Annotated in this window: 21 protein-coding genes, 2 tRNA genes, 1 pseudogene and 1 riboswitch; of the genes and pseudogenes, 8 read left to right on the top strand and 16 right to left on the bottom strand. The window is 71.6% G+C overall.

Features of this window, described 5'->3' with window-relative positions; translation table 11 throughout:
* The first annotated feature begins 171 nt into the window (after positions 1-171).
* The 4 genes from ACIQRW_RS34690 (at position 172) to ACIQRW_RS34675 (ending at position 5,665) form a co-directional block, all read left to right on the top strand.
* A complete protein-coding gene (locus tag ACIQRW_RS34690; protein WP_403768338.1) occupies positions 172-1,761 on the top strand; it encodes a sporulation protein in 1,590 nt (529 codons plus the stop codon).
* 144 nt (positions 1,762-1,905) lie between these two features.
* On the top strand, positions 1,906-3,162 hold the full coding sequence (gene lhgO / locus ACIQRW_RS34685; RefSeq protein WP_403768336.1) for an L-2-hydroxyglutarate oxidase: 1,257 nt from the start codon (positions 1,906-1,908) through the stop codon (positions 3,160-3,162).
* The gene (gene trmB / locus ACIQRW_RS34680; protein WP_403768333.1) at positions 3,155-4,093 is read left to right on the top strand and encodes a tRNA (guanosine(46)-N7)-methyltransferase TrmB; all 939 of its coding nucleotides are present in this window, start codon (positions 3,155-3,157) and stop codon (positions 4,091-4,093) included. Before lhgO ends, trmB begins: the two co-directional genes overlap by 8 nt.
* A gap of 84 nt (positions 4,094-4,177) precedes the next feature.
* Positions 4,178-5,665 carry a PrsW family intramembrane metalloprotease gene (locus tag ACIQRW_RS34675; protein ID WP_403768330.1) on the top strand — a complete coding sequence of 496 codons (1,488 nt, stop codon included), beginning with the start codon at positions 4,178-4,180 and terminating at the stop codon, positions 5,663-5,665.
* Positions 5,666-5,726: 61 nt separating this feature from the next.
* Here ACIQRW_RS34675 and ACIQRW_RS34670 read toward each other — a convergent pair whose 3' ends face one another.
* From ACIQRW_RS34670 to ACIQRW_RS34650, 5 genes are all read right to left on the bottom strand, one after another.
* A complete protein-coding gene (locus ACIQRW_RS34670; RefSeq protein WP_403768327.1) occupies positions 5,727-6,671 on the bottom strand; it encodes an aldo/keto reductase in 945 nt (314 codons plus the stop codon).
* Positions 6,672-6,828: 157 nt separating this feature from the next.
* Positions 6,829-7,875 carry a M23 family metallopeptidase gene (locus ACIQRW_RS34665; protein WP_403768325.1) on the bottom strand — a complete coding sequence of 349 codons (1,047 nt, stop codon included), beginning with the start codon at positions 7,873-7,875 and terminating at the stop codon, positions 6,829-6,831.
* 11 nt (positions 7,876-7,886) lie between these two features.
* Positions 7,887-8,039: riboswitch (cyclic di-AMP (ydaO/yuaA leader) on the bottom strand.
* Between the two features lie 292 nt (positions 8,040-8,331).
* Positions 8,332-9,552, bottom strand: coding sequence for a PP2C family protein-serine/threonine phosphatase (locus ACIQRW_RS34660; RefSeq protein WP_403768351.1), 1,221 nt, complete (start codon positions 9,550-9,552; stop codon positions 8,332-8,334).
* 141 nt (positions 9,553-9,693) lie between these two features.
* Positions 9,694-10,440, bottom strand: a complete 747-nt coding sequence (locus tag ACIQRW_RS34655) for a MerR family transcriptional regulator (protein WP_403768322.1) — start codon at positions 10,438-10,440, stop codon at positions 9,694-9,696.
* A gap of 119 nt (positions 10,441-10,559) precedes the next feature.
* Positions 10,560-10,633: transfer RNA gene (locus tag ACIQRW_RS34650), tRNA-Met, on the bottom strand.
* Between the two features lie 216 nt (positions 10,634-10,849).
* Between ACIQRW_RS34650 and ACIQRW_RS34645 the strand changes: the two genes are divergently transcribed.
* The 3 genes from ACIQRW_RS34645 to ACIQRW_RS34635 all read left to right on the top strand — a co-directional run bounded on the left by ACIQRW_RS34645 (position 10,850) and on the right by ACIQRW_RS34635 (position 13,455).
* Positions 10,850-11,668, top strand: a complete 819-nt coding sequence (locus tag ACIQRW_RS34645; protein ID WP_403768320.1) for a type II CAAX prenyl endopeptidase Rce1 family protein — start codon at positions 10,850-10,852, stop codon at positions 11,666-11,668.
* Positions 11,669-11,810: 142 nt separating this feature from the next.
* A complete protein-coding gene (locus tag ACIQRW_RS34640; protein ID WP_403768317.1) occupies positions 11,811-12,635 on the top strand; it encodes a hypothetical protein in 825 nt (274 codons plus the stop codon).
* Between the two features lie 88 nt (positions 12,636-12,723).
* Positions 12,724-13,455: a class F sortase gene (locus tag ACIQRW_RS34635; RefSeq protein ID WP_403768314.1), complete on the top strand. Its 732-nt coding sequence runs from the start codon at positions 12,724-12,726 to the stop codon at positions 13,453-13,455.
* A gap of 100 nt (positions 13,456-13,555) precedes the next feature.
* Here the strand turns inward: ACIQRW_RS34635 and ACIQRW_RS34630 are convergent, their stop codons facing one another.
* From ACIQRW_RS34630 to ACIQRW_RS34600, 7 genes are all read right to left on the bottom strand, one after another.
* A complete protein-coding gene (locus tag ACIQRW_RS34630) occupies positions 13,556-14,536 on the bottom strand; it encodes an LnmK family bifunctional acyltransferase/decarboxylase (RefSeq protein ID WP_403768311.1) in 981 nt (326 codons plus the stop codon).
* 110 nt (positions 14,537-14,646) lie between these two features.
* Positions 14,647-14,904: an acyl carrier protein gene (locus tag ACIQRW_RS34625; RefSeq protein WP_403768308.1), complete on the bottom strand. Its 258-nt coding sequence runs from the start codon at positions 14,902-14,904 to the stop codon at positions 14,647-14,649.
* The gene (dmpG, locus tag ACIQRW_RS34620) at positions 14,897-15,964 is read right to left on the bottom strand and encodes a 4-hydroxy-2-oxovalerate aldolase (protein ID WP_361325287.1); all 1,068 of its coding nucleotides are present in this window, start codon (positions 15,962-15,964) and stop codon (positions 14,897-14,899) included. The genes ACIQRW_RS34625 and dmpG overlap by 8 nt, the downstream gene beginning before the upstream one ends.
* Positions 15,961-16,854 (bottom strand): acetaldehyde dehydrogenase (acetylating), encoded by an 894-nt coding sequence (locus tag ACIQRW_RS34615; protein ID WP_403768305.1) that lies wholly within the window; start codon positions 16,852-16,854, stop codon positions 15,961-15,963. The genes dmpG and ACIQRW_RS34615 overlap by 4 nt, the downstream gene beginning before the upstream one ends.
* Before the next feature lie 86 nt (positions 16,855-16,940).
* Entirely contained in the window at positions 16,941-17,783 is an 843-nt protein-coding gene (locus tag ACIQRW_RS34610; protein ID WP_403768302.1) for a 2-keto-4-pentenoate hydratase, read from the bottom strand.
* 55 nt (positions 17,784-17,838) lie between these two features.
* Positions 17,839-18,822: a class I SAM-dependent methyltransferase gene (locus ACIQRW_RS34605; protein ID WP_403768299.1), complete on the bottom strand. Its 984-nt coding sequence runs from the start codon at positions 18,820-18,822 to the stop codon at positions 17,839-17,841.
* A gap of 452 nt (positions 18,823-19,274) precedes the next feature.
* Entirely contained in the window at positions 19,275-19,430 is a 156-nt protein-coding gene (locus tag ACIQRW_RS34600; protein ID WP_403768296.1) for a hypothetical protein, read from the bottom strand.
* Between ACIQRW_RS34600 and ACIQRW_RS34595 the strand changes: the two genes are divergently transcribed.
* The gene (locus ACIQRW_RS34595; RefSeq protein ID WP_361325275.1) at positions 19,429-19,800 is read left to right on the top strand and encodes a nuclear transport factor 2 family protein; all 372 of its coding nucleotides are present in this window, start codon (positions 19,429-19,431) and stop codon (positions 19,798-19,800) included. The genes ACIQRW_RS34600 and ACIQRW_RS34595 overlap by 2 nt on opposite strands.
* A gap of 81 nt (positions 19,801-19,881) precedes the next feature.
* Here ACIQRW_RS34595 and ACIQRW_RS34590 read toward each other — a convergent pair whose 3' ends face one another.
* The 4 genes and pseudogenes from ACIQRW_RS34590 to ACIQRW_RS34575 all read right to left on the bottom strand — a co-directional run.
* Positions 19,882-21,462: a peptide ligase PGM1-related protein gene (locus ACIQRW_RS34590; protein ID WP_403768292.1), complete on the bottom strand. Its 1,581-nt coding sequence runs from the start codon at positions 21,460-21,462 to the stop codon at positions 19,882-19,884.
* A gap of 439 nt (positions 21,463-21,901) precedes the next feature.
* Positions 21,902-21,975, bottom strand: a tRNA-Lys gene (locus tag ACIQRW_RS34585).
* Positions 21,976-22,118: 143 nt separating this feature from the next.
* Positions 22,119-25,268, bottom strand: coding sequence for an FG-GAP repeat domain-containing protein (locus ACIQRW_RS34580; RefSeq protein WP_403768289.1), 3,150 nt, complete (start codon positions 25,266-25,268; stop codon positions 22,119-22,121).
* 289 nt (positions 25,269-25,557) lie between these two features.
* Positions 25,558-25,904, bottom strand: a pseudogene (locus tag ACIQRW_RS34575) (RNA helicase); the annotation flags it as partial.

Genomic DNA, 25,904 nt, shown 5'->3' with positions numbered 1-25,904 from the left:
AGAACTACGCTGTGTTTACTGGTGTTCTCAACAGGGGGGCATATTCCTCGGGGCTCGGCCACATGCGTGTGCAGGCGGAGTACGGAGGTTCGAACCTGGGGAGACATCGGTACGAATGCCGCGCGCCGTCCTCGGTGACGCGGCGGCTGTCTGTGTGTCGAGGGGTGGCGCATGTCCAGGGAGCAACGCGGGCCGAACGAGAAGCTCGGCACGGTTCTCGCCCTCGCGGGAATCAGTAACGCCGGGCTCGCCCGGCGGGTCAACGACCTCGGAGCACAGCGCGGTCTGACACTTCGCTACGACAAGACCTCGGTGGCCCGGTGGGTCGCCAAGGGAATGGTGCCGCAGGGCGCGGCGCCGCATCTCATCGCGGCGGCGATCGGGGCCAAGCTCGGCCGGCCGGTCCCGCTGCACGAGATCGGCCTCGCCGACGCGGACCCGGCCCCGGAGGTCGGCCTCGCCTTCCCCCGGGACGTGGGCGAGGCGGTCCGGTCGGCGACCGAGCTGTACCGGCTGGATCTGGCCGGGCGGCGGGGCGGCGGCGGGATCTGGCAGTCCCTGGCGGGATCGTTCTCCGTGAGCGCCTACGCGACGCCCGCCTCACGCTGGCTGATAACCCCCGCCGATCCGTCGGTGGCCCGGGACCCGACGGCGGCGCAGGCCGCCATTCTCGGGGCGCGCGGCGGCGGATCCGGAAGCCCCGGCGGGGCCGGCGCCCGTGGCCCGGGAGCCGCACCGGACACCCGGGGCGCACAGATCCTCCACACCGGCGGCTTCCCACCCGGCGCGGCGGGCTCCGTCCCGCTCCAGCCCGGCCCGGAGGCCGTGGCGGACGCCTCACCGCTGCGGGTCGGGCACAGCGATGTGTCGAAGCTGCGCGAGGCGGCGCAGGACGCCCGGCGCTGGGACTCCAAGTACGGCGGCGGCGACTGGCGCTCCTCCATGGTTCCCGAGTGCTTACGCGTCGACGCCGCACCGCTGCTCCTCGGCTCGTACACCGACGAGGTCGGACGGGCCCTGTTCGGCGCGTCCGCCGAGCTGACCCGGCTGGCCGGCTGGATGGCCTTCGACACCGGCCAGCAGGAGGCCGCCCAGCGCTACTACATCCAGGCCCTGCGCCTGGCCCGGGCCGCCGCCGACGTCCCGCTCGGCGGCTATGTCCTCGCCTCGATGTCCCTCCAGGCGACCTACCGGGGCTTCGCCGACGAGGGGGTCGACCTCGCCCAGGCCGCCGTCGAGCGCAACCGGGGCCTCGCCACCGCCCGCACCATGAGCTTCTTCCGGCTGGTGGAGGCCCGTGCCCATGCGAAGGCCGGCGACGCACCGGCCGCGGGGGCCGCGCTCAAGGGTGCGGAGAGCTGGCTGGAGCGGTCCCGGGCGGGCGACTCCGACCCGCCCTGGCTCGGCTTCTACGGCTACGACCGGTTCGCCGCCGACGCCGCCGAGTGCTACCGGGACCTGAAGGCCCCCCGGCAGGTGCGGCGCTTCACCGAGCAGGCGCTGTCCCGGCCGACCGAGGAGTTCGTCCGCAGCCACGGACTGCGGCTCGTCGTCTCCGCCGTCGCCGAGCTGGAGTCGGGCAATCTGGACGCGGCCTGCGCGGCGGGCACCCGGGCGGTGGAGGTCGCCGGCCGGATCTCCTCGGCCCGCACCACGGAGTACGTACGCGATCTGCTCCACCGCCTGGAGCCGTACGGGGACGAGCCCCGCGTCGCGGAGCTGCGGGAACGGGCCCGCCCGCTGCTGGTCACCCCGGGCTGAGCAGGGCTGGGCCGGGCGACGGAAGCCGCCCGGCGGGACCCGCCCCGGGGACCCGCCGGGCAAAGTGTGCGCCACGCCCCGCCCGGCTGGGGTTTGAGCCGGTTGTCAGTGGGCCAGTGCACTATCGGGGTGGGAGGTGGCGTGATGATGACGCACGCGGCGTACGACTGCGATGTGCTGGTGATCGGCGGCGGGATCGTCGGTCTGTCGACCGCGTATGCGATCACCCGGTCCGCGCCGGGCACCCGGGTGACGGTCCTGGAGAAGGAGGGCGGCCCCGCCCGCCACCAGACCGGCCGCAACAGCGGCGTGATCCACAGCGGCATCTACTACCGCCCCGGTTCCCTCAAGGCCCGGTACGCGCTGCGCGGCTCCGCCGAGCTGGCGGACTTCTGCGCCGAGCACGCCATCGCCCACGCCACCACCGGCAAGCTGATCGTCGCCACCGAACGCTCCGAGCTGCCCCGGCTGCACGGCCTGGTGCAGCGCGGCCGCGAGCACGGACTGCCCGTGCGGGAGCTGGGCCCCGCCCAGATCGCGGAGTACGAGCCGGAGGTCCGGGGTCTCGCGGCGATCCGGGTCGGCACGACGGGCGTCTGCGACTTCACGGCCGTCGCCCGGCGCTTCGCCGCCGAGGTCGCCGCCGCGGGCGGCATCGTGCGGTACGGCGCGGAGGTCACCGCGATAGACCGGCGCCCCTGGGGCGTCGCGGTGCGCACGGCGGACGGCATGGTCGTCCGGGCCAGGGTGCTGGTCAACTGCGCGGGCCTCCACTGCGACCGGGTGGCCCGCCTCGCCGGGGACGACCCGGGGGTGCGGATCGTGCCGTTCCGCGGCGAGTACTACGCGCTGGCCCGCCCCGAGCTGGTGCGCGGCCTGGTCTACCCGGTGCCGGACCCGGCGTTCCCCTTCCTCGGCGTCCACCTCACCCGGGGCTTCGACGGCTCCGTCCACGTCGGGCCGAACGCGGTCCCCGCCCTGGCCCGCGAGGGATACACCTGGCCGCAGGTCCGCCCCGCCGAACTGCTGTCCACGCTGAGCTGGCCGGGCACCTGGCACATCGCCCGCCGGCACTGGCGGTACGGGGCGGGCGAGGTGCACCGCTCGCTGTCCCGGTCCGCCTTCACCCGGGCCGTCCAGCGGCTGCTGCCCGCCGTCACCGAGGACGATCTGCGCCCGTCGCCCGCCGGGGTCCGGGCCCAGGCGGTGCTGAAGGACGGCACGCTGGTCGACGACTTCCTGATCCGCGAGGCCCCGCACACCGTGCATGTGCTCAACGCCCCGTCGCCCGCCGCGACGGCGTGCCTGCCCATCGGCCGGGAGGTGGCACGGCTCGCGCTGCGCCGGGCTCAGGGGTCGGGGTGGAAGCCGCCCGCCGTAGAATCCGGTCATTGTGTCTGAGCAGCCCTTGAACCCCACCCCCACCGGAGCCCCCGACGACGACGCGGTCGTCGGCACACACGCCGACGCGGCCGCGACCGGCTCCACGGCGGCCGACGCGCTCGCCGACGCCGCGAGCGACGTCCCGGCAGACGTCACGGCCGACGTCACGGCCGACGAAGCCGCCGCGCTGCGGGCCGCCTCCTTCGAGCGCGCGCGTCGGCTGCGCCAGGAGCCCCGTTTCCCCGGCGGCCCCGCCGCCGACCCCGCCGGCTCGCACCACGAGCGCCGGATCCGCAGCTTCCAGCCGCGCCGCAGCCGCGTCACGACCGGCCAGCAGGACGCCCTGGAGCGGCTGTGGCCGAAGTGGGGCCTGGACATCGACGGGCAGCGCGTCCTGGACCTGGCCGAGATGTTCGACGGTCTGCCCGTCGTCCTGGAGATCGGCTTCGGCATGGGTGAGGCCACCGCGCAGATGGCGGCCGACGACCCCGGCACCGGCATCCTCGCGGTCGACGTCCACACCCCCGGCCAGGGCAATCTGCTGGGCCTCGCGGACCAGGCCGGCTCCACCAACGTACGGGTGGCCAACGGCGACGCGGTCATCCTGCTGCGCGAGATGCTGGCCCCCGAGTCACTCGACGGCCTGCGGGTCTACTTCCCCGACCCCTGGCCCAAGGCCCGGCACCACAAGCGGCGCCTGATCCAGCCCGAGTTCCTGGACCTGGTGGCCCCGGCGCTGAAGCCCGGTGCCATCGTCCACTGCGCGACCGACTGGGAGCCGTACGCCGAGCAGATGCTGGAGGTGCTCACCGCGCACCCCCGCTTCGCGAACACCGCGGCCGACGGCGGATACGCCCCGCGCCCCGCGTTCCGGCCGCTCACCCGCTTCGAGGGACAGGGCCTGGACAAGGGCCACGTCGTCCACGACCTGCTGTTCGCCCGCGTCTGACACACCGTGTGCGACGGCCCCACGGCCGCGTCCTGGCCGGATGCGCCGTCGCCGGGTGTCGGTGCTCCTCGTTAGGGTCGAGAGGTGTCCGACCCCTCCGTGCAGCATCAGCAGGCGCGACCCGCCGTCCCGGTCCTCCACGAGCAGCGACTCGACGAGGTCCTGGGCGCCGCGCCGGAGCGCGGCCGAGGGCGTTACCGGCCGCGCCGCGTCGGCATGGTGTGGCGCAGCAAGGTGTTCCGCGCCGGGGCCGTCATCGTGGCGCTCGTCCTGTGCGGGCTGGTGATCCTGGCCCTCGTCCGGGAGCAGACCGGCCCGGAGGGGTTCCTCGTCGGTCTCGGCCTCGCGGTGCTTCCGGTGCCGCTGCTGATGGCGGCGTTCCGCTGGCTGGACCGGGTCGAACCGGGCCCCTGGCGGAATCTGATCTTCTCCTTCGCCTGGGGCGCGTGCGCCGCCGCGCTCGTCGCGATCATCGCCAACTCGTTCGCGACGCGCTGGATAGCCACCGCGACGGCCGATCCGGCGAGCGCCGACACCCTGGGGGCGACGGTGATCGCCCCCGTGGTCGAGGAGAGCGCGAAGGCGGCGGCCGTGCTGCTGATCTTCCTGTTCCGCAGACGGGAGTTCAGCGGGGTGGTGGACGGCGTCGTCGTCGCCGGCTTCACCGCGACGGGCTTCGCGTTCACCGAGAACATCCTCTATCTGGGCAACGCCTTCGGCGAGGACCAGCAGCTGGGCAGCTCCGGGTTCGCCTCGGTGACGGCCGGGACGTTCTTCGTGCGGATCGTGATGTCGCCGTTCGCGCACCCCCTGTTCACGGTCCTCACCGGCCTCGGCTTCGGCTTCGCGGCCGTCAGCGCCCGCCGCCACCGGGTCCGCCGGATCGCCCTGCCGGTGCTGGGACTGCTCCTGGCGATGGGCCTGCACGCCCTGTGGAACGGTTCGTCGGCCTTCGGCCCGTACGGCTTCTACGCGGTGTACGGGATCGTCATGGTCCCGGCGTTCGGCCTGGTGACCTGGCTGGCGATCTGGTCGCGCCAGCGGGAGCTGCGGACCCTCGCGGCCGAGCTGCCCGCCTATGCGGCGGCCGGCTGGCTGACCCCAGCCGAGCCGTCGGCGCTCTCCTCCATGCGGGCCCGGGGCATGGCCCGCGACCTGGCCCGCCACTGGCAGCCGGACCGGACGCGGGGCCGGGCGGCGGCCCGCGCGGTCGCGGAGTACGAGTCGTTCGCGACCTCCCTGGCGGGGCTGCGCCGCCGGGCCCGCCACGGCGCGGTGGGCCCGGACTTCGGCGCGCGGGAGCGGGAGTTGCTGCACCACCTCTGGCAGCGCCGGGAGTTCGCGGCCCCGGCCCTCACCCAGGCGGCCCGCCTGACGGCCCGCCCGGGCGCCCACCGCGGCCACCCCATGCCGACGCCGTACGCAAACGGGTACGGGTACGGGCACAGCCCCGGACACCCGCCCGGATACGGGCAGCCGCACGGGCACACACCGGGATACGGCCCCGCCGCCTACCCGCCGCCCCACCCGTACGGCAGCGCACCACCCAGCCACCGCCGCCCGCCGAGGTAGCCACAGCCACTGCGTCGACGTCGGCGTCGGCGACCGCGAACGGTGGCGGCGGCCCGCTCCGTCAGGCCGACGCCTCGGTGAGCAGGGCGAGTTCGCCGTCGGTCAGCCGCAGGTCGGCGACCGCGACGAGGGCGGGAAGCTGTTCGACCGTACGGGCGGAGGCGATCGGGGCGGCGACGGTCGGCTGTGCGGCGAGCCAGGCGAGGGCGACCGTGGCGATCTCGGCCTCCCGTTCCCCGGCGACCCGGTCCAGAGCGGCCAGCACCCTGCGGCCCTGCTCCGACTCCAGGTGGCCGCCCGCCTTCGCGGAGCGGGCGCTCTCCACGGTCGTACCGGGGCGGTACTTGCCGGTGAGGAAGCCGGAGGCGAGCGCGTAGTACGGGACGGCGGCGAGGCCGGCGCGGGCCGCGGTGTCCTGGAGGTCGCCCTCGTAGGTGTCGCGGGAGACCAGGTTGTAGTGCGGCTGGAGCGCGACGTACCGGGCGAGGCCCTCGCGCTCGGAGAAGTCGAGGGAGGCCCGCAGGCGCTCGGGGCTGATGTTGGAGGCGGCGATGTGCCGCACCTTGCCGTCCTTCACCAGCTGGTCGAGGGCGGTGATGATCTCCTCGACCGGGACGGTCTCGTCGTCGAAGTGCGTGTAGTAGAGGTCGATGTGGTCGGTGCCGAGGCGGCGCAGCGAGGCCTCGGCCGCGCCCTTGACGGTGCCGGCGGCCAGGCCCCGGTGTTCGGGGTGCGCGCCGGCCTTGGTGGCCACGACGATGTCGGACCGGTTGGAGCGGGAGGCGAGCCACTTGCCGATGACGGTCTCCGACTCACCGCCCTCGTTGCCCTCGACCCAGGCGGAGTACGCGTCGGCGGTGTCGATGAAGTTGCCGCCGGCCGCGACGTACGCGTCCAGGACGGCGAAGGACTGGTCCTCGTCCGCCGTCCAGCCGAAGACGTTGCCGCCGAGGGCGAGGGGGAAGACCTGGAGGTCGGAGGTGCCGAGAGTGCGCGGAGAAGTCATGTGGAGGTTCAACGGGCCGGGGCGGGGACGGTATTCCGCCGCCCGCCGGACCGTACCGTCCCCGGACAGACCGGCAGCCCTGACGTCGGGGGGTGTGCGTCAGGGCTGCCGGGGTTGCGGGGCGGCGACGAAGGACGTCAGCCGCGGGGCCGGGAGGTCAGACGTTCAGGCCCTTGCTGTTCAGCCAGGCCATCGGGTCCATCGCGGAACCGCCCGCGGTGCGGACCTCCAGGTGGAGGTGGACTCCGGTGACGTTGCCGCTGTCGCCCATGCGGCCGATGGTCTGGCCGGTGGTGACCTTCTGGCCGACGGAGACCTCGATCGAGGACTGGTGGGCGTACCAGATCTCCGTGCCGTCCTCGAGTTCGAGGACCGTGCGGTAGCCGTACGAACCGGAGTAGCCGGCCGACGTGATCGTGCCGCTGTGCACGGCCTTGAGCGGCGCACCGGCCGACCCGGCGAAGTCGAGACCGGTGTGCTGGCCCGAGGACCAGAGCGCGCCGGACTGACCGTAGGTCGAGGTGATCGTGTACGAGAAGGTGGGGAGGGAGAAGCTGGCGGCGAGCTTGGCGAGCCGCTCGGCCTCCTTCTTCTTCTTCGCCGCTTCCTCCGCCGCCTTCTTCTTCGCGGCGGCTGCGGCCTCGGCCTCGTCCTGCTGCTTCTTGGCCTCGGCGGCGGCGGTCTCGGCCGCTGCCTTCTCGGCGGCGGCCTTGGCCTCGGCGTCGGCGCTGGCCTGCTGCTGCTCGGCCTGCTGGAGGATCCGGGCGCGCAGCGCCTCGCCCGCGTCGGTGCCCTGCTCGGCCTCGGCGGTGGTGAGGCCGGCGGTGGTGAGCGGCGCGGACGCGGCGACCGGGGCGGGCGCAGCCTCGTCGGACATCAAAGACCCGACGCCGGGAAGGGACTTGGCGTCGGGGAGGTTGTCCACGATGGAATCGGGAAGAGAGATGGAGACCGGCGCCTTGTCCTGCGCGGTGGCCATACCGCCCGCACCGACGGCCGCTATGACGCCGACCCCGAGGACGGTGGAGCTACGGGCCAGACCACGCTGCTTGGCGACGCGGTGCTTGCCGCGCACGGGACGGATGGACTCCGCGGTGGGGTTCCATTCCTCCCAGGTGCGCTCCTCGCCACCGAAGGTGTCGGCACCGAAGGTGTCGGCACTGAAGGGTGACGGGGCCTCAGGGGCAGGCTTGTTGGACGCCACGTGGGCGCACTCCTTTCCTTCCTTCTCGCCTACCGGGTTAGCTGACGGGTTCGGAGCAGGAAGGTCTCCTACGGGCCCCTCCGTCTCTCACGAGACGCAGGCGTCCGATTCACCCCATGTAGGTGGTTCCCCGGTTCCCTTGCGGAATTCGGCGCTCGCGCGCGGCGCCGTCTCTGACGACGACTGTGACGACCGCGCTGCGTTATCGAACGTTAATAGACAGACGGGCTCTATTCCAAGCTGTTCCTGTTGATCATTAACGAACACGGTGGGGATGTACGGGTCACAAGCGGGCGGAATCGGGCGACTTGACCGCGGCTCGGCCACACCACTTCTTCTGACGGTGTGTCAAATGTTATGCGGAGTGGTGCTCTTCGATCACGCACCGTGTCACCGCCCTGTCGTCGTCCCGCCGACGCCTCGCCGATGCCCCGTCATCGCCCCGTCATCGCCCGGTCATCGCCCGGCGTCGTCGCCCCGGCCCACGATCTTCACCGTCGTCCGGCGCACGGGCTGCCCCTCCGCCGGCCGGCCGACCGCGATGAGCGCCATGTCGTCCGTGGTCCGCCCGCCGGTGTGCAGCCGTACGTCGTCCGTCAGCGCCGACAACAGCTCCTCCGGGCCCGGGAAGATCCGGCCGCGCAGCCGGGCCGCCGGATCGTAGAAGACCCCGTTCGGGTCCCGGGCCTCGGACAGGCCGTCCGTGAAGGCGAGGAGCGTCGCCCCGGCGGGCATCGCCCACTCGTCGGACCGGTCCGGCCACACCCCCAGGTCCATCCCCAGCGGCATGGCGGGCACCGAGGGGGCCAGCACCTCCAGGGCACCGTCGGCGTGCAGCAGGATCGGCTCGGGGTGACCGCGGTTGACGAGGCGCAACGAGGCCGAACCTGGCGGGATCTCGGCCAGCACGGCGGTGATGAACCCCTCCATGGCGTCCAGCCCGTACCGCCGCGTCCCCTCCCGGGCCAGCGCCCGCTCCAGCCGCTGCGCGACACCCTCCAGCGAACGCTCCTGCTCGGCCGCCTCCCGGAACGCCCCGATGATCACCGCCACCGCCTCGACGGCGTCCAGCCCCTTGCCGCGTACGTCGCCGACAACCAGACGTACGCCGTACGGAGTGTCCGCGACCGCGAACAGGTCGCCGCCCACGAACTCGTCCGCCTGCGCCGCCTCGTACCGCGCGGCCACCTGGAGTCCGCCGATCCGCTCGGCCGGGGTCGGCAGCACGGCCCGCATGGCGGTCTCCGCGATGACCCGGGCCGAGGCCAGTTGTTCGTTGCCGCGCCGCACGACGCCGTTGATGACGAGGGCCAGCACCGAGCCCGTGAGCACGGTGATCATCTCGATGACCGGGACCACCTGGGTGGACGTCCCGTCGGAGAGCCGCATCGCGGTGACGGAGAGGACCGCGGCGATCCCCGTGCGGACGGTCCGGGACTTGGAGAAGAACGGCGCGGCGATCAGCGGGGCCGCGACGAACAAGGGGACCGCGGTGAAATTGGGCGGAGCCAGCGAGTCGAACAGCAGCCCGCCGAGGATCAGCAGAGCGGGCAGCATCCGGACGAACCGCCCGGTGCGCCGCCCGTCGGACGTCAGCTGGCCCTCCCGGGACCCGAACACCACCCGGCCCACGGCGTCGAAACTCCCCACCGTGCCGCTGCGCCGCTCGTCGGCCATCCCCACCTGTGCACTCCTGCCCGGTCCACCCACGGCTGCGGACGGTACCGCGCCCCGCCCAGGCTTCCCGGAGCCGCGCCGAGCGGCTACTCCGCATCGGCCGAATAGGGGGAAGGCGGACGGCGGTCCGGCCTTCCATGGTCAGTCGGAGAGCCGGTGTTCCGCGTATACCGTCAGTGCGTCCCGTACGAAGGCGGCGGTGCCGTCCCCGTAGCGATCGTAGTTCTTTCCGAAGCGGGGATCGGCGACATACATCTCGCCGAGCCCGATCACGTACGAACGGCTGGGCGCCTTGGCCGAGGACAGCCACGCACAGTGCCGCCGCGCGAGGTCCTGCGCCTCGGCCCCGTCGGCGGCGAGCCCCGCCTCCCTGGCCCGGCCCCAGGCGCGCGCGATGGCCTCGTGCTCGTCCTGGAACGCCTTCTTCTGCTCATCCCCGAGCGAACGCCACCAGCGGTCGCCCTCCTCGTAAGCGTCCCGGCCCCAGCGCTCGGTGACCTCCTGCTCGTGGGCGGTGTGGTCGAAGCCGTCGAACACTTCATCGGCCATGAGTTCCATCCCCTCCTGCGTCTTGTGGAGAGTGGTCCGCACCGAGGCGATCTGCCGCCCGATGCGCGCCTGCTCCTGTTCGAGCAGCCGCAGATGCGCCCGCAGCGCCACCGCCGTGTCCCGCTGCCCCGCGAGCACATCCTTGATGGCGGGCAGCGAAAGACCGAGCTCCCGCAGCAGCAAAATGCGCTGCAGCCGGACGAGGGCGTCCTGGTCGTAGTAGCGGTAGCCGTTGCTCCCGATCCGGCTCGGCGCGAGGAGACCGAGGTCCCCGTAGTGCCGGAGCGTGCGGCTCGTGGTGCCGGCCTGTCTGGCGATTTCCTGAATGGACCACTCCATGCCGGAAACGCTAGATCTTTACGCTGCGTCAAGGTCAAGCCGCACCATCACGGCTCGGGAAACGGTCTGGGAAACGACTCGGGCCCGGCACGCTGTGCGTGCCGGGCCCGGGTCTTCAGTAGCGGGGACAGGATTTGAACCTGCGACCTCTGGGTTATGAGCCCAGCGAGCTACCGAGCTGCTCCACCCCGCGTCGGTAAACACAACTCTACGGCATCCCCGGCGCGCCTTTGACCAATTACGGCGGAGCTCCCCCGGGCCGGGGTCCGGCGAGCAGCCGTCAGGGGGCCCTCCACGGCTTTTGCCCCGATCCACATGAGATCTTTACGAGAGTCCGCACCCGACCGTAGGGCTGCGGCAGGCGGAGCGACGACGGTGCTCGCGCCGCAGAGAAGAAGAGGGTGATGTGGTGCGGGACGGAACGGGCGCGACGGACGAGTCGGGGGCGATACGCGACGGCCGACCGGGACGAAGGCTGACGTGGCCGTGGTTCCTGGTGATCGTCGCCGTGTACGCGGGCATCATCCAGGGTCTCGGATTCCTGATCGGCGTGGACACCAGCTCCTCCGCGAGCCAGTTCCCCACCACGGAATCCCTCGTGCGCAACGCGCTGATACCGATCGGGGCGTCGATCGTGTTCGCCGCCGCCGTCGTGACCTGGCTCGGCTGGTGGGGCGAGGTCCTGCGCTACCGCGCACCCGTTCGCCGCTGGGTGCGCTGGGTCCCGGTCTCCATGCTGGCCGTCGCCCTGCTCGGCCTGAACTACGGTCACCTCGGCGATCAGAGCGCCTCCCTGGTGGTCAGTCTGCTCCTGCTGGGCCTGTTCGTCGGCGTGGGCGAGGAGCTCATGTTCCGCGGCATCGGCGTGCAGGTCTTCCGCCGGGCCGGGCTCACCGAGGGCAGGGTCGCCCTCTTCTCCTCGCTCGTCTTCGGCCTCGTACACGTGAGCAACGCCTTCGGCGAGGGTGCGCAGGCCCTCCTCCAGGCCCTCGTCGTGTCCACCTCGGGGTACTTCTTCTACCTGTGCCTGCGCGTCGGCGGGGTCATCCTGCTGCCGATGCTCGTCCACGGGCTGTGGGACACCAGCCTGATCTCCAACCTCGTCGGCGACGAACCGCAGGCATCGCTGGGCATGGCCCTCGTCATCCTCCTCCAGGTCGTCCTGATCATCGTGCTGCTCGTCAGGCGCCGTTCCATCGAGCCCGAGGCGGCGGAGATCCCCGCCTGAGCAACCCCGCGGCGGCCGGGGGACCGCAGAAGTTTGTCGTGGACGGGCCAATCCGCCCGCGCCACGGCTCCGAATAGACGACATCAGCGACCGAACGTTGTTCCGGCCCCGCGCCGGAACTTCCGGAAGGGGATGCGTCTTCGTGATAGCCCGCCGTACAACTCGCCTCGCCGCACTGCTCGTCCTGCCCGCCGCGCTCACCCTCGGGGTGGCCGTGCCCGCCCTGGCACACGAGGGGCACCCCGCCGGCACCACGAAGGCGGCCGACGGCGACACGTACCAGATCGACCTGGAGCAGCTGAACGACTCCGGCGCCAGTGGCGCGGCCCTGGTCAGCCTGGAGGGTGACAAGCTGACCGTGAAGATCGACGCACAGGGTCTGGTCCCCGGTCAGCCGCACGCCCAGCACATCCACGGCTCCACCGACGGCCACGACTTCCGCTGCCCGGACAAGAGCGCGGACAAGGACGGCGACGGCATCGTCACCACCGCCGAGGGCCTGCCGATGTACGGGGACATCAACATCTCCCTGACGACGAAGGGCGACACGTCCAAGAAGAGCGGCCTCGCGGTGGACCGGATGCCCGTCGCCGACAAGGACGGCAAGCTGAACTACTCCCGCACGATCACCGTCTCGCAGGACGTGGCGGACCACCTCAAGGACCTGCACGTCGTGCAGCACGGCATCGACCGCAACGACGACGGGAAGTACGACTTCGGCGCGGGCAAGAGCGAGCTCGACCCGAAGCTCCCCCAGGAGGCCACCGCTCCGGCCAACTGCGGCATGGTCAAGGGCGCGGCCGTCGGCTCCATGCCGGCGGGCGGCGTCGAGACCGGCGGCGGCAGCACGGAGGGCGTCGAGTCGCCGGGCCTCCTGGCGGCGGGCGGCGCTGCCGTGCTCGCGGCCGGCGGACTGTTCGCCGTACGCCGCCGGACCCGTACGGCCGACGCCCGGCACGACGCCTGACCGGCCCGGCCCGGGCGACGGCGTCCGACCGCCGCCCCCGCCCCGACCCGGCTCCGCAGCGGCAGTAACCAGGGAGAGGTGACCCCCGATGAACGCGACGGACCCGGGCGACCGGCCCACGCCACCACCCGGACGGCGGCGGACGTTCGTGCTCACCGCCGCCGTCGCGGCCCTGCTCCTGACCGGCGGACTGCTGCTGGCCCTGGGAACCGGCCGCCAGCAGCCCGCCCCTCCCCCGGCGGCGGACAAGTCAAGCTCCGGGGCCCAGGCCGGCCGGACGCCCCCGCCCCACGCGGGGACGTCCACGCCACCGGAGAAGGGGAGCGGGAGCGGAGACCGGGAGAGGCCGCCCGTGGCCGCCCTGCCCTCCTCCCGACCCGTCGGCATCACGATCCCGTCCCTGAAGGTCGACTCCACGCTGGAGGACCTGGGACTCGGTGAGAACCGGGCGATGGACACCCCGCGCGACCCGGACAAGGCCGGCTGGTACACGCCCGGCCCGACGCCGGGAGCCATGGGGCCGGCCGTGATCGCGGGCCATGTGACCTGGGACGGCGCACCGGCGGTCTTCTTCGAGCTCGCCGAGCTCGACCCCGGCGACCGCATCGCCGTCCGCCGCGCGGACGGCCGCACGGCCGAGTTCACCGTCGACCGGACCGCCGTGTACCCCAAGGACGCGTTCCCGACGGTCGAGGTCTACCGCAACCTCGACCACGCCGGGCTCCGTCTGATCACCTGCGGCGGCGACTACTCCGAGGCGGACAGCCGCTACGCCGACAACGTCGTCGTCTACGCCACTCTCGCCGGCAGCCGAGACTGAGGCCCTCGGGCCGGTACGTACGTGAGAGCCCGCGCACAGCGAAACGCCCCGGCCTGCCGCAGCAGGCCGGGGCGTTTCGCGTCGGGCGGAGGAGCTGGCGCTATCCGCCTTCCCTCCTCTCCGAGAACGTCGTGGCGACATCGAGCTCGACACAGCCGACGGCCAGCAGGCGGTCCGTGCCGGCCTCGCGCATCGCCATGTCGGCGACCTCGATGCCCGGGTCGGCCCGGCTGCGCCAGCGACGAGTGGAGAGCGTGAGGGCAGCGCCCGGGTCCGCGTTGCTGAAGTAGCCGATCCTCTGATCCACCACCTTGCGCCGCATGAACTGTCCGTCATCACGCCCGAGCGAGCGCCACAGGCTCAGCAGAGCCGTGTCGAAGATGGAGAAGTACGACGCGAAGTACACCAGGCCCACGCCGTTGATGTCCCGGGTGATGTCCAGCGTGTACGCGACGTCATGCACCGGACCGGCCGACACGAGGTCCTGTCGGTCCTCGGGACGAAAACTGCCGGCTCCCCGGGCGCGGCCCACGAGGGTCCGGGGCGAGTAGTCGTTGGGGAGCCTCGGCAGGTGGGTGTAGGCGAAGTCCGAGGGCGCCACCTCCGACAGGCCCTGATTGCTGTCCGGGCGGGAGCGGGTGATCCAGCGGTTGACGTTCTCGACGTACAGGCAGTCCGGGTGCGGCCGCTCGTACACCTCCACCGCGTCCAACGGCCCTTCGGGCAGAGCGAGGTCCGCGGGAGCGAGGCGATGGAGGGTCAGCACCGACTGGCTGCCGAACTGGAACACCCGGGAGTCCACTCGCAGTTCGTCGCCGAACGTCAGCCCGTTGGGGTGGACGACCCGCCCGCCTCGCACCCGGTAGTAGTAGAAGGAGAGATAGGCGGGCCGGCCCTCGGCGGTCCGGGCCGCGTGGACGTTCGTCCCACAGGCGGCCGCCACCGCCTCCCAGGTCCAGTCCCCGATACGCCCGTAGATCAGCGATCCGCTGCCGCACATCCCCGGGGACACCGTCACCCTGCGGGTGAGGGAACAGTCGTCGACCATCAGCCTGCCGGTCTCCACGATGCTTTCCAGCACTGACTCACCTCCGTCACCGTTCGCCGATCTTGCCGTCCGAGCCGCTGTCGGCCCCGTACGTTCCGGGGCCGGGGCGCCCGGCGTCCGGGCGGCCCCGGCCCCGTAACCCTTCAGGACTCCGGCCCGGCACGTTCTGCCGTACCGGCCAGGCGGCGCTCCTCCACCACGCGCGCGAGCTCCGCCAAGGTGCCGGCGTCCGCGAGCTCGTAGTCGTGGATCTCGATGGCGAGCCTGCTGCTCAGCACAGCCGCGAGCTCCACCATGGTCACGGAATCCAGGCCCACATCGGTCCGGCTGGCCGTCGGCAGGACTTCGTCCGCCCTGATCTGGAACTCGTCGACCAGAATGTCCCTGAGCACCTCATACATCGCTCGCGCCCCCTGCCTCCTGCTGCCCTTGCCTGCCGCCGACCGCGAGTGCCACATCGACGATGAGATCCTCCTGGCCGGCCACCGCTTGGAGCCGGCCGAGTTCGAAGAAGACGTCGCGTGGATCGACGCCCTCGCGCCGCGAGACGTCCAGCACCCGTGTCCTGAATCCGGAGAACACCCCCGCCAGCCCGCTGACGACGGCGACGGAGTCGATGGTCGGCGGGGCGTCCATCAGGTCTCTCCGAGCGATGTCCGCCGCGTCGAGGAGCCGGTAAAGGTCGATGCCTGTCGAGAAGCCCATCCGCTCGAGGACCGGCACGAGGACCTCCAGCTGCGTATTGCCCGCTCCGGCGCCGAAGCCGCTCGCACAGGCGTCCAGGATGCCGGCCCCGGCCTCGGCCGCCGCGATCGAATTCGCCACGGCCATACCGAGGTTGTTGTGCCCGTGGAACATCACGGGCACCTCGACCGCTTCACGGATGGCGCCGACGCGTTCGGTCACGTCCGCGGGGAGATAGTGACCGGCGGAGTCGAGGATGCCGACACCGGTCGCGCCGTAGCCGACGAGCCGGACGCACTCCTCGGCCAGCCGCTGCGGGGTGGCCATGTGACTCATCAGGAGCACGCCGTGTGCGGCCACACCCGCCTCGCGCAGGAATCCCAGGTGCCGCTCCGCGAGGTCCCCCTCGGTGCAGTGGGTTCCGATCCGAACCAGGTCGACCTCGTGGTCGATCGCCCTCTTCAGGTCCGCCGCGGTACCCCAGCCGGGCAGCATGAAGACACCCATCTTGCTGCTCCGCAGCGCCTCTCTGACCACGGACAGCATCTCGTCGTCGCTGAGGCGGGCCTGTCCCACCTGCAAGGAGGAGGCGCCCAGGCCGTTGCCGTGGCCCACCTCGACCACGGGGACGGCGGCGGAGTCGGCCGCTGTCGCGTACGCGCGCAACTGCTCACGGCTGAGCCGGTGACGTACCGCGTGATGACCGTCGCGCAGGGTCGGGTCGTGGATCTGGACAGGCCTGTCCGCAACGGCGCGTGCGCCTGGTGTCTGGTTCATGACGTCTCCGCCCCCACCTTCGAGAGGCGGCCGGTCGCGTACTGCTCGGCGACGTGCAGGGCCGCCGAGTTGATGATGTCGATGTTCCCGGCGTACCGGGGGACCCGGTCGCCGGACGCCACGACCTCGACAGCGGTGAAAGCCCTCCCGTCGTTGACCTCGCATGCCGTCACGCCGTATCCGGGGGCGAAGTCGCGCACGCCGCGCGCGGCCTCCATGACCAACGGACGCACGGATTCCGGGGTGAGGCCCTCGCCGAGGAGGCTCATGGCGACGCGGAACATCGCCGGGGGCCTGGCGGGACTCAGATTGAGGATCGCCTTGACGTCCTTGACCCCCGTGAGGGCACGGATCGCGTCCTGGGTGGTCTCCACGTACTCATCGATGTTCAGACGCGTGGAGCGGCCGACACTCGGGCTGGCGGCCGTGGTGACCACCTCGATGTAGTCGATCCGATGGTGCCGGGTGATGGCGTGGAGAATCGGGATGGACGCCTGGCCGCCGCAGCTGACCATGTTGACGTCGCGGCACGTCAGGGCCTCCGACCCGTTGACCACGGGCACCACCATCCGTCCGACCCGGCTGGGCGTCAGGTCGACGAGCATGGTGCCCAGCGGCTTCAGCCGTTCGGCGTGCTCGGCGTGCGACAACGCGTTGGTCGTGTCGAACACCACGTCGAACACATCGTCGGTGTCGGTGAGGGACCGGATGCCGTTCGCGGCCGTCCGCAGTCCGAGCCTGGCTGCTTGCCTGAGACCCGGAGTCGCCTCGTCGCGGCCCACGACGAGCCGGAGGTCGAGGGAGTTCGAGCGCATCACCTTGGCCGCCAGGTCGACGCCGAGGAGGCCGGCGCCGAGAACCACCGCGGACAGCCGTCCATCTGGTTCCATTCCTCTGATGCCCTTCCGTAAGAGGTGACTCATCGTTACGGGAATCGTCTTGGCCGCAGACCGGCCGTCGGGTCCGCCGGGCCCGGTCATGTCCGGCCGTCACGTACGGTCGCGGGCCTGCCCGAGGACGACGGGGCAGGGTCGTCGACGTGCAGGGTGACGGCTCCCAGGCGGTCGAACTCGGCGGTGAAGGTGTCACCGGAGGCCATCGGGACCGCGGCGTGCAGAGCTCCTGTCATGATCACCTGGCCGGCGTCGAGGGCCACACCGTGCTTGCCGAGGGTGTTCGCCAGCCATGCCACGACAGCCACGGGGTCGCCAAGGGCCGCGGCTCCCGCGCCGGTCGCCACGAGTTCCCCGTTCCGGAAGAACGCCATGCCCAGCAGACGGAAGTCGAGGTCGGGGCGGAACGCCACGGAGCGGCCCAGAACGGCTGCTCCGTTCGAGGCCAGATCGGCGATCGTGTCGGCGATGCCGATGCGCCAGTCCTCGATCCGGGAGTCGACGATCTCCAGACCGGCGATCACTTCACCGATGGCCGCGCGGGCCTGCTCCACCGTGACGCCGGGGCCGGCGAGGGGAGCCGCGAGCCGGAAGACGATCTCCGCCTCGACCCTGGGGGCGATGAACGTGTCGGGGGAGAGGCGCGCCCCGCTGTCACGGACGGTCGACGACAGCACAGGCCCGTAGTCGGGGGTGTCGACGCCGAACAGGCTCTGCATCGGCGCGGACGTGAGCCCCGCCTTGTACCCGATGACCTCGTCGCCGTCCGCGAGGAGCATCGCGGTGAGCTCACGCTGAATGGCGTATCCGTCCTCCATCCCCAGCGCTGGATCCTCATCGGTGAAGGGCTTGACGGGGGCGCGTTTCGCACGCGCCTCGTACAGTTCTGCCGCCTTGTGCACGGCTTGCTCGGCCGAGATCTTCACAGCACTCCTCTGTCCGGACCGGCTGCTCCGGCGTTGTACGCCAACACGACGCGCCTCAGCCGACGGCCACGAACGCGCGGCTGCCGGGCATGCGCAGGGGGGTGCAGGTGACCTCGGAGAACCCGGCCCTGGCGAAACCGTCACGCCATTGCTGCTCGGAAGGCAGCTTGACGTCCATCGAGCTCGCGTGCAGATAGCTGAACAGGGCACTGAAGCCCCGTTCCCGCGCGCCGGGAGTGAAGGGCACCGCGTCGGTCACGACGAAACAGCCGCCGGGGGCGAGCGAGGACCGTACGGTACGCAGGAGGCGGTCGAGCACCTCGGGCTTGCTGACCACGTCATGCATCACGAAGCCCGCGTGCACGACATCGGCGTCCCGGACCGGCGTGGCGTCATCGACCAGTGACTCGATCGAACGGTGGGCCACCTCCAGCCGGTCGCGCACCCCTGCCCGCTCCGCCGCCCGCTCCGCTTCCTCGCACGCCCCCGCGCTCAGGTCGAGGGCCACACCGGTGCTGTCCGGCAGCTCGGTCAGCAGTCGGATCAGCAGAGCTCCCGCACCGGCGCCCAGGTCGACCACGCGCCGGGGCTTGCGTTCGGTGATCCGCGCGATGACATCGGGATAGAAGCCGGCCGAGCCGATCCAGCGGGAGGAGACCGCCACCTGCCGACCGTCGCGTGGGTAGCCGACAGCCGCGGCCGGTTCCCGCACGATCTCCGCCGCGTGGTCGATGTACGGGCGGTTCGCGTTGAGTGACCAGCTGAGGTAGCCGGCCTGGTAGCGGCGGTCGGCCATGTCGGCGCAGGGGACGAACCGCCCGCCCGTCTCGCTCTGTTCCAGCAGGCCTGCGGAGACCAGCGCCCGGAGGAAGGCTCCGGCACCGTCCTCGGGCAGAGCGGCGGCGGCCGCCGCCTCGCGCAGGGTGAAGGGCGACCGTCCGTCCAGCAGAGCGGACAGCCCGAGATTCTCGGCCATCTGCAAGAAGGCCGCGTCTGCGGCCAGATCAGCGGCGGTTTCCCTGAAGTCGGTGCTTTTCATTCGTCACTCCAAATCAAACGAGACACGTCCCGGGTTGGAGAAATGACCCTCTGAAAGACCCATGGCACACGCACGAAAAAGGGCAGTGCATTCCCATGCGAGGCGATGCACTTCCCAGCCTGTTCGGCACTGAGGAGTCATCTCGGAGAGTGGCCGCGACTAGCAGCTCATCGCACTTCGGGCGCATATCTCCCCGTATGCATGGGCACTGAAGCGCATTCCCACAGAACGCAGCATGCGCGACGCACTTGACGTCGCATTTCTCATGCACGGCCCTCCGGTGGAAGTTCGGGCAGGTAAGCGCCCGGGCACGAAATCCGTACCCCGTTCGGCCTAGCCCCATGCTGTGGCCCCACAGGAAATATGGGCCGCTTTTCTGCGAAAGATATCCGAGACTCGCTCAAATGTTCGCTCAGATCGATCGCGAACAGGCGGCATCCATATCCCACAGATCACCACACCCGTCCGGCATGCCCGGAAACCACTTCCACCCCCGCGATGGTCTCGATAGTAATTTCGAGACCATCGGCCTGGTGCGGCGAATTCATTCCGCTGCATAATGGGATTCCGTAGCCACCGAACAAATTCGAACAGGGGTTGAAGGTCATGGAGAGCAACGAAGAGCAAGGTGCCCTGGCCAAGGTGCGCGAGTACTACCGGTTAGTCGACCAGCACGACGTGCCGGGACTCATCGCGCTCTTCGCCGAGGACGCCGTCTACCGCCGCCCTGGCTACAAGCCGATGCACGGGCACACCGACCTCAAGGCGTTCTACACGGAGAAACGTGTCATCGCGCGGGGGACGCACACGCTCACTACTACCGTGGCCGACGGCAACCGGATCGCCGTGAACGGCGACTTTCACGGCGTCCTCAAGGACGGCCGCGAAGTCTCCCTGGCTTTCGCCGACTTCTTCCTGCTCGACCAGGAACATTTGTTCGCGCGGCGGGACACGTACTTCTTCTCGCCGATGGTCTGAACGGCGCGGGCACCCCACGGAGCCAGGCTGATCGCCGGCGGGCCGACTCCCGCCGGCTGCTCCGCGCCGTCCACAGCGGTCTCAGTGCGCGTCCATCACCGCATCGCGATGCGTCTGGGGAGACGGAGAGGGCGCGGTCTGGCTGTGGGGAATCGTCGGGCCGGTCCGACCGCCCGACGCCAGAGTGTCGGCGAGTTCGCGTAGTCGGCGCATCAGCTCCGCCGCCTCGGCGTGGTCGGTGCCGATACACAGAGCACCGAACTTTCCGTGGTGCAGGACCGAACTCATCAAATGGAGCACGACCCCGGTTCCGCGGTCGGGGTCGTAGGCAAGCGGCGAATTCGTGACGGCCTCGATCAGCTGGGCGGGCCGCAGGCCCCGGTAGTGGGGCGCGACGATGCCGTCCGAAGCCTGGTAAACGTACTCGGTTCCTTCCACGACCAGCCGTCCGTCGTGCGTGGCCGCCACTCCGAGCAGCCCGGTGGCCATGGTGAACGGGTGCTTGGTGGCCGTCGCACGGAGGTTGACCTCGCACCCCCACAGGCGCCACTCGCCCTCCGACCGCAGAGCGAGGAAGTCCACCCCGTACTCGCCGCTGTCCACACCGAGTTCGAGCAGAGCCCGTCCCACTCGCAATCCGTAGTCGACGAGGACCGAACGGTAGTCGACGCGGGCCGGGAAGACGCAGCCGGTGTAGCTCTGCCCCTGCGCCCCGAAAACCTGGTCGTGGGTGGAGATCGCCTCCACTCCGCCGCCTTCGGTCAACCTGCCCTGGAAGCTCGGACTGGACACGTCGCCTCCTTCGATCCACGCCTCCGCGATCACGCCGGACTCCTCCAGCAGCCCCACGAAGTCGTCCCAGCTGATCTTGGAGTCCACCGGAGTGGCCTGGGGCAGAGCTGCGAGGACGCCCTCGACCAGGGCGTCACCGGACATGAGCGCGACATCGTCGCCCACTTCGAGCAGAGCGTTCCCGAGCCCGCCGCCGTAGGTGGCGCTGTCGATCTTGAGGAGGATTCTGCGGTGCCCCGCCCGCACCAGCGCTGCTGCCCCAACGGCCAGCTCGGCCACGCTGTGGCAGAGGCCGGTGCCCGGCGCTACGGGAATACCCGTGGCGGCGAAGATCTCACGGCTGGAGTGCTTGCTCCCCCTCGGGATGTGAACGGAGGAGGACTGGGTGCCCGGTACGCCCAGTTCGCGAGCCAGTGACTCCAGCGGCCGGGACGGCTCGAAGTAGCTCAGCCGAGCGTCCGCGCCCGCGCTCCGGTGCACCTTCACGAAGTCCCGCAGGGCCTCGCGAGCGGTGGCCGCCTGCTCGCCCGCGGGGTCGAGGACCTTCTCGCTGAGCCAGCGCGAAGAGACATCGTCCAGAGACACGAGCTGGACCCGCTCCCGCGCGTCCCGGCGCTCTTCGCTCGTGCCGCTCGGACCGCCGGACAGCAGGCTGACGTAGTAGTCCACCTGTTGGTCCGCGTCGACGATCAGCGGAGCGGTGACGTAGAGAACGTGCCCGCCGCCACGAAGGACCGTGTTGACGATCGTCGCACCGAGCAACCGCTCGGGGAAGTAGGTGGCGCCGGTCAGCCGCTCCAGCAACTGCGGGTCGCACTCCCGGCTCTCGATGTGGATGCTCGCCACAGGGCGGCGGGGGTTCTCAGTCACAACGTCCTCGTGGCTCAGGGGTAGCGGCGATTGCGCAGATCGATAACGTGAGTGCTGGCACCGAGGTCACGGCACCTGACGGTAGCGCGTGCACGACGGTGCCCGGAGGTCTTTCGGATGCCTCGTCAGATTCTTCGCACGCCCCGCCGGGCCGCGACGGGCCGGGCTGCGACGGCCCGGTCCGGCCCGTCGGCGCCGCGCGGCACCTCTTCTACCGGCGCCGGTACCCGCTGTGGATCGTGGCCGCGCTTCTCGCACTCGGCCGCGGGCCGGCCGCCACCTTCCTCCGGATCGACCGGGCCGGCGCACGGGCAACCGGCCTGGGCTTCGCGTGATCGCTTGCTCTTCGACGGAGCTTCGATGGAGCACGCGCCCTGAAATGCCCCGAAACGCGAGACGGCCCCAGACCAGAGCAACGCTCCGACCTGGGGCCAAGGGGTAGGCCGTGTGGGACTCGAACCCACAACCAACGGATTAAAAGTCCGCTGCTCTGACCAATTGAGCTAACGGCCCCTGGGAGATCACTCCACGAGCATAGCCGTCCCCGGCCCGGCGGCCGAGGCGGTATCCGATTCGCGTCCCGGCACGGCGTCGCCACTCGCCGGGGCCCGGCGAGTGGCGAGTGGCGAGTGGCGACGCCGGGGCCCGGTCGGCGGTCAGAACAGCGAGAGGTAGCCCTGCCAGCCGGGGCTGAGCTTCTCGCGGGGGGCGAACAGCCCGTCGCCCTTGCCCTCGTACCGCCACAGCACCCCGGCCTTGTCCCGGGCGAACAGGTCGTTCCTGCCGTCGCCCGTGATGTCGCCGACCGCCGCGATCGCGTTGTACGCGTTCCAGCCGGAGCCGATCCGCTGCTTGGCGGCCAGCTTTCCGGCGCCCGTGCCGGCGTACCGCCACAGCACCCCGGAGGAGTCGCGCGTCAGGACGTCCCCGATGCCGTCGCCCGTCAGGTCCCCGGCCCCGACGACCGTGAGGCCCTTCCAGCCCGTGCCGATCAGGACACCGGCCTTGAGCTTGCCCGCCCGGTCCGACGCGTACAGGTAGAGGGAGCCGGTGGACTTCTGACGGGCCAGCACGTCGGCCACGCCGTCTCCGTTGAGGTCGCCGGGCGAGTACACGTCGTACGCCTTCCAGCCCGTCCCGATCTTCGCCGGATCGTGGAGGAAGCCGTACTGACCGTCGTCGTCGCACGTGCCGTCGAGCCGGTACAGGGCGCCGTCGCTGTTCACGACCAGGTAGTCGTTGCAGCGGTCGCCGCGCAGGTCGCCGGTGGGCACGATGCCGGTGGCGGGAGCGTCGAGGATGCCGAAGTAGCCGGTGTACGGGCCGACCGTTCCGGGAAGCTTGCCCCGGCGCATGCCCAGGCTCCGGTCCTCCACCACCACGAAGAGGTCGCCGAGGGCGTCCCGGCCGCCGAAGTCACGCCAGGCGGGGGCCGCGTGGGTGAGCCTCACCTCGCCGGACCTGGTCAGGGCCGGGCCGTGGCCGTCGGCGGGCTGCGCCGTCAGCGTCCAGTCGTAGGTCCCGTTGACCACGAGCCGTCCGCTGCCGTCCCGGGCGTCCCAGTCGACCGTCAGGACGTCGCGGGCCTCGCCGCCGGTGAGCGTACGGACCGTCCTGCCGGTCCGCCGGTCGACGAGCCGCGCCTTCCAGGAAGCCACGGGCCGGGAGAGCCGGGCGGAGTAGGCCCAGTGGCCGCTCTCCTCCGAGGGCCAGCTCTCCGAGCGCTCGTCATGGACCCCCAGCGCCTGCGCCGGCACACCGGTCGGCACCACGTGGACCCGCTGGCCGGCATCCACGTACGCGACGTTCCCGCCGCGCTTGTCGACCGTCCACGCCACGCGCCGCTGCGCGTTCGCGGTCGCCGGCAGGTCGCCGACGATCCGCTCCGGCGCCGTACCCGTGCCGATGCCGGTCACCAGGTCGCTCAGGACCAGCTTCCCGGCGGCCTTGTCGTGACGCACCAGGTAGCCGTCGCCGAGCAGGGCCTCGTCGGCGGGGACGGGCAACGACTTCTTCGTCGTCCGGTCGTACACCCCGGCCGGGCCGGAAGCCCCGCACGACCAGTAGAGCCAGCGGCCCAGCGCCTGGAGTTCGCTTGGTGCGCAGCCGGTGCCCAGGTCGACGGTCTGCCGTGTGCGGCCCGTCGCCAGAACCGTCTCCGTCACGGTGCCCGGCTTCTCCGCCGCGCTCCACAGGGTCTGCTCCCACAGGGCGGACGCGACCGGCTTGCGGGTGAGGATCTTCTCCGGTCCGTACGCCCGGTAGACGGTCTGTACGCCCGCCGCCTCGTTCGTGTAAACGGCGTACTCCCCGTCGGCGTCCGTGAGGGTGCCGCCGGAGGCGCCGGTGATGAAGGAACTGCCCTCGGAGGAGCGCACCTCGTCGCCGGAGGCGCCCTCCCGGCGGGCGAGGAAGGTGACACCACCGTCGAGGGCTCCGAACATCGCGTGGCAGTCCGGATCCTCCGGCCCGCACGCGGTGTGGAACGTGATCCGGGCCGGGACCTGCGGCCCGTAGGACGGCGTCCCCGACAGGCTCAGGGTGCGCACGGTGGCCCGGCGGACGTTGGAGACCCTGCTGTCCGCCACGGTGAGCCGCCCGCCGGACAGGCCGATCCCCTGGATCTTCTCCGGCAGCGGGGCGAGGTCGATCACGCGCTCCAGCACGGGAACGCCGCCCGGGCCCTCGGTGATCCGGTGGGCGCCCCACGCGCGGTCATCCCCCTGGCTGCTCACCCCGCCGACGACGATCGCCGAGCCGTCCTCGGCGGCCGCGATGTCCTTCTTGGCGGCCTTCAGCAGCACGCGGGGCGCACCGCCGTCGAGCGGTGTGGCCATGAGGGGGAAGTTGTTGCCCCGGTTGTGGATCAGCCAGTCACCGACGACGCGCAGGGAGGAGAAGTAGCGGTCGGCGGGCGGCACCGAGGTAATCGTCCGCGGGGTGCCGCCGAGGTCGGACCGGGGCAGCACTCCGATGGTCGTCCCGGTGCTGCCCACCACGTAGAAGAGGAGGTGCCGGGGGGACAGGACGAACGCGTTCCCCGAGGCCTTGACCCCCGCGCCGAGCCGCTGGTCGACCCGCGCGCCCGCCACGTCGACGAGTGCCAGGGTGGCGGCGCCGCCGGTGACGTAGCGCAGGGCCACGGAGGTGCTGTCCCCGGCCACGGCCGAGTCGGCGTGCAGCAAGCGGGTGTCGGCCGGCAGGCCCTCGACCGTGCGGTCCCGTACGGTTCCGTCCTCGCGCACGTCCAGCAGATGCGCCTCGTCCGCCGCGCGGGGCGTGTCGCCCGTGGCGTCCGGCGCGATCCTGACCGCGACGACCGTACGGCCGAAGACGCCGGAGAAGAGCAGCCCGTCCGGGAGCGTGAGGGTGCGCGTGGTGCCGGCCGCCATGTCCCGCAGCTCGAAGGTGTTCCCCCGCTGGTACACGATCGTGTCCGTGCCCGTGCCGTGCACCTTGTCGACCGGTGCGGTTCCGGACGGGCCGGCGGGGAAGATCCGCCCGTCGGAGAAGCGGGTCCAGACATAGCCGCTCGGCGGCCCGGACACCCGGTGGAAGACGCCGGCCGCTCCGGCTCCGTCGGCGCCGCGCTGGCGGCCGACGGCCGCGAAGTTGAACGGCTGTACGAAGTTGCTCATCGCGGGCGGGATGACCACCGGGTCCGCCGCCGCGGCGGGCGCCGCGAGAGCCGCCGGGACGTTCGCGGGTGCCGGGGTCGCGGCCGCGGCCGTCGGTCCCAGCCCCGCGGTCACCGACAGAACCAGTGCTGCGGCGACGACGCCGTTCGTGAGGGCACGCTGAGCCACTCGGGTTCCTCCCCGTGGAAGACAGTGGGCGCGGGGGGACGTGATCTCTCAGCAACGGTCGACGGACGCCGGCGTGGAAGTCCCGGGCTCGCTCCCCGGCGGTGCCCCCCACACGAGTGTGCGGATCTTAACAGGATCTCCACACCACGGGAACGTCCGGCGACCGCGGTAGAACTCCGGGCCTCCGGACAGCAACAGGGCCCGTACGTCACCGAGTCGGTTCGGTGGCGTACGGGCCCTGCCGGTCTGTCAGGCGGACCTGCTCGGCCGGTTGTCGGCCGGGCGGGGGTCAGCCGTTGCGCTTCCAGCGCGGCTTGTCGTCGCGGCGGCCGAAGGAACCGGTGTTGGTGCCGGTGTTGGCGCCGCGGTGGTCGTCACGACGGCCGGTGGGGCGGTCGCTGCCGCCGCCGGCGCGGAAGCCGCCCGAGGGGCGGTCGTCACGACGGTCACGGTTGAACGGGCGGTCGCTGCCACCGGCGCGGAAGCCACCGGAGGGGCGCTCGTCACGGCGGTCACGGTTGAACGCGGGGCGGTCGTTGTCCCGACGCTCGAACGAACGGCCACCACGGTCATCGCGACGGTCGCTGCTGCCACCGGCGCGGAAGCCACCGGAGGGGCGCTCGTCACGACGGTCAC

Source organism: Streptomyces sp. NPDC091287 (genome assembly GCF_044768525.1).
Classification (GTDB): Bacteria; Actinomycetota; Actinomycetes; order Streptomycetales; family Streptomycetaceae; genus Streptomyces.
The sequence above is the reverse complement of the archived record's forward strand: the minus strand, read 5'-3'. Positions and strand labels throughout refer to the sequence as shown.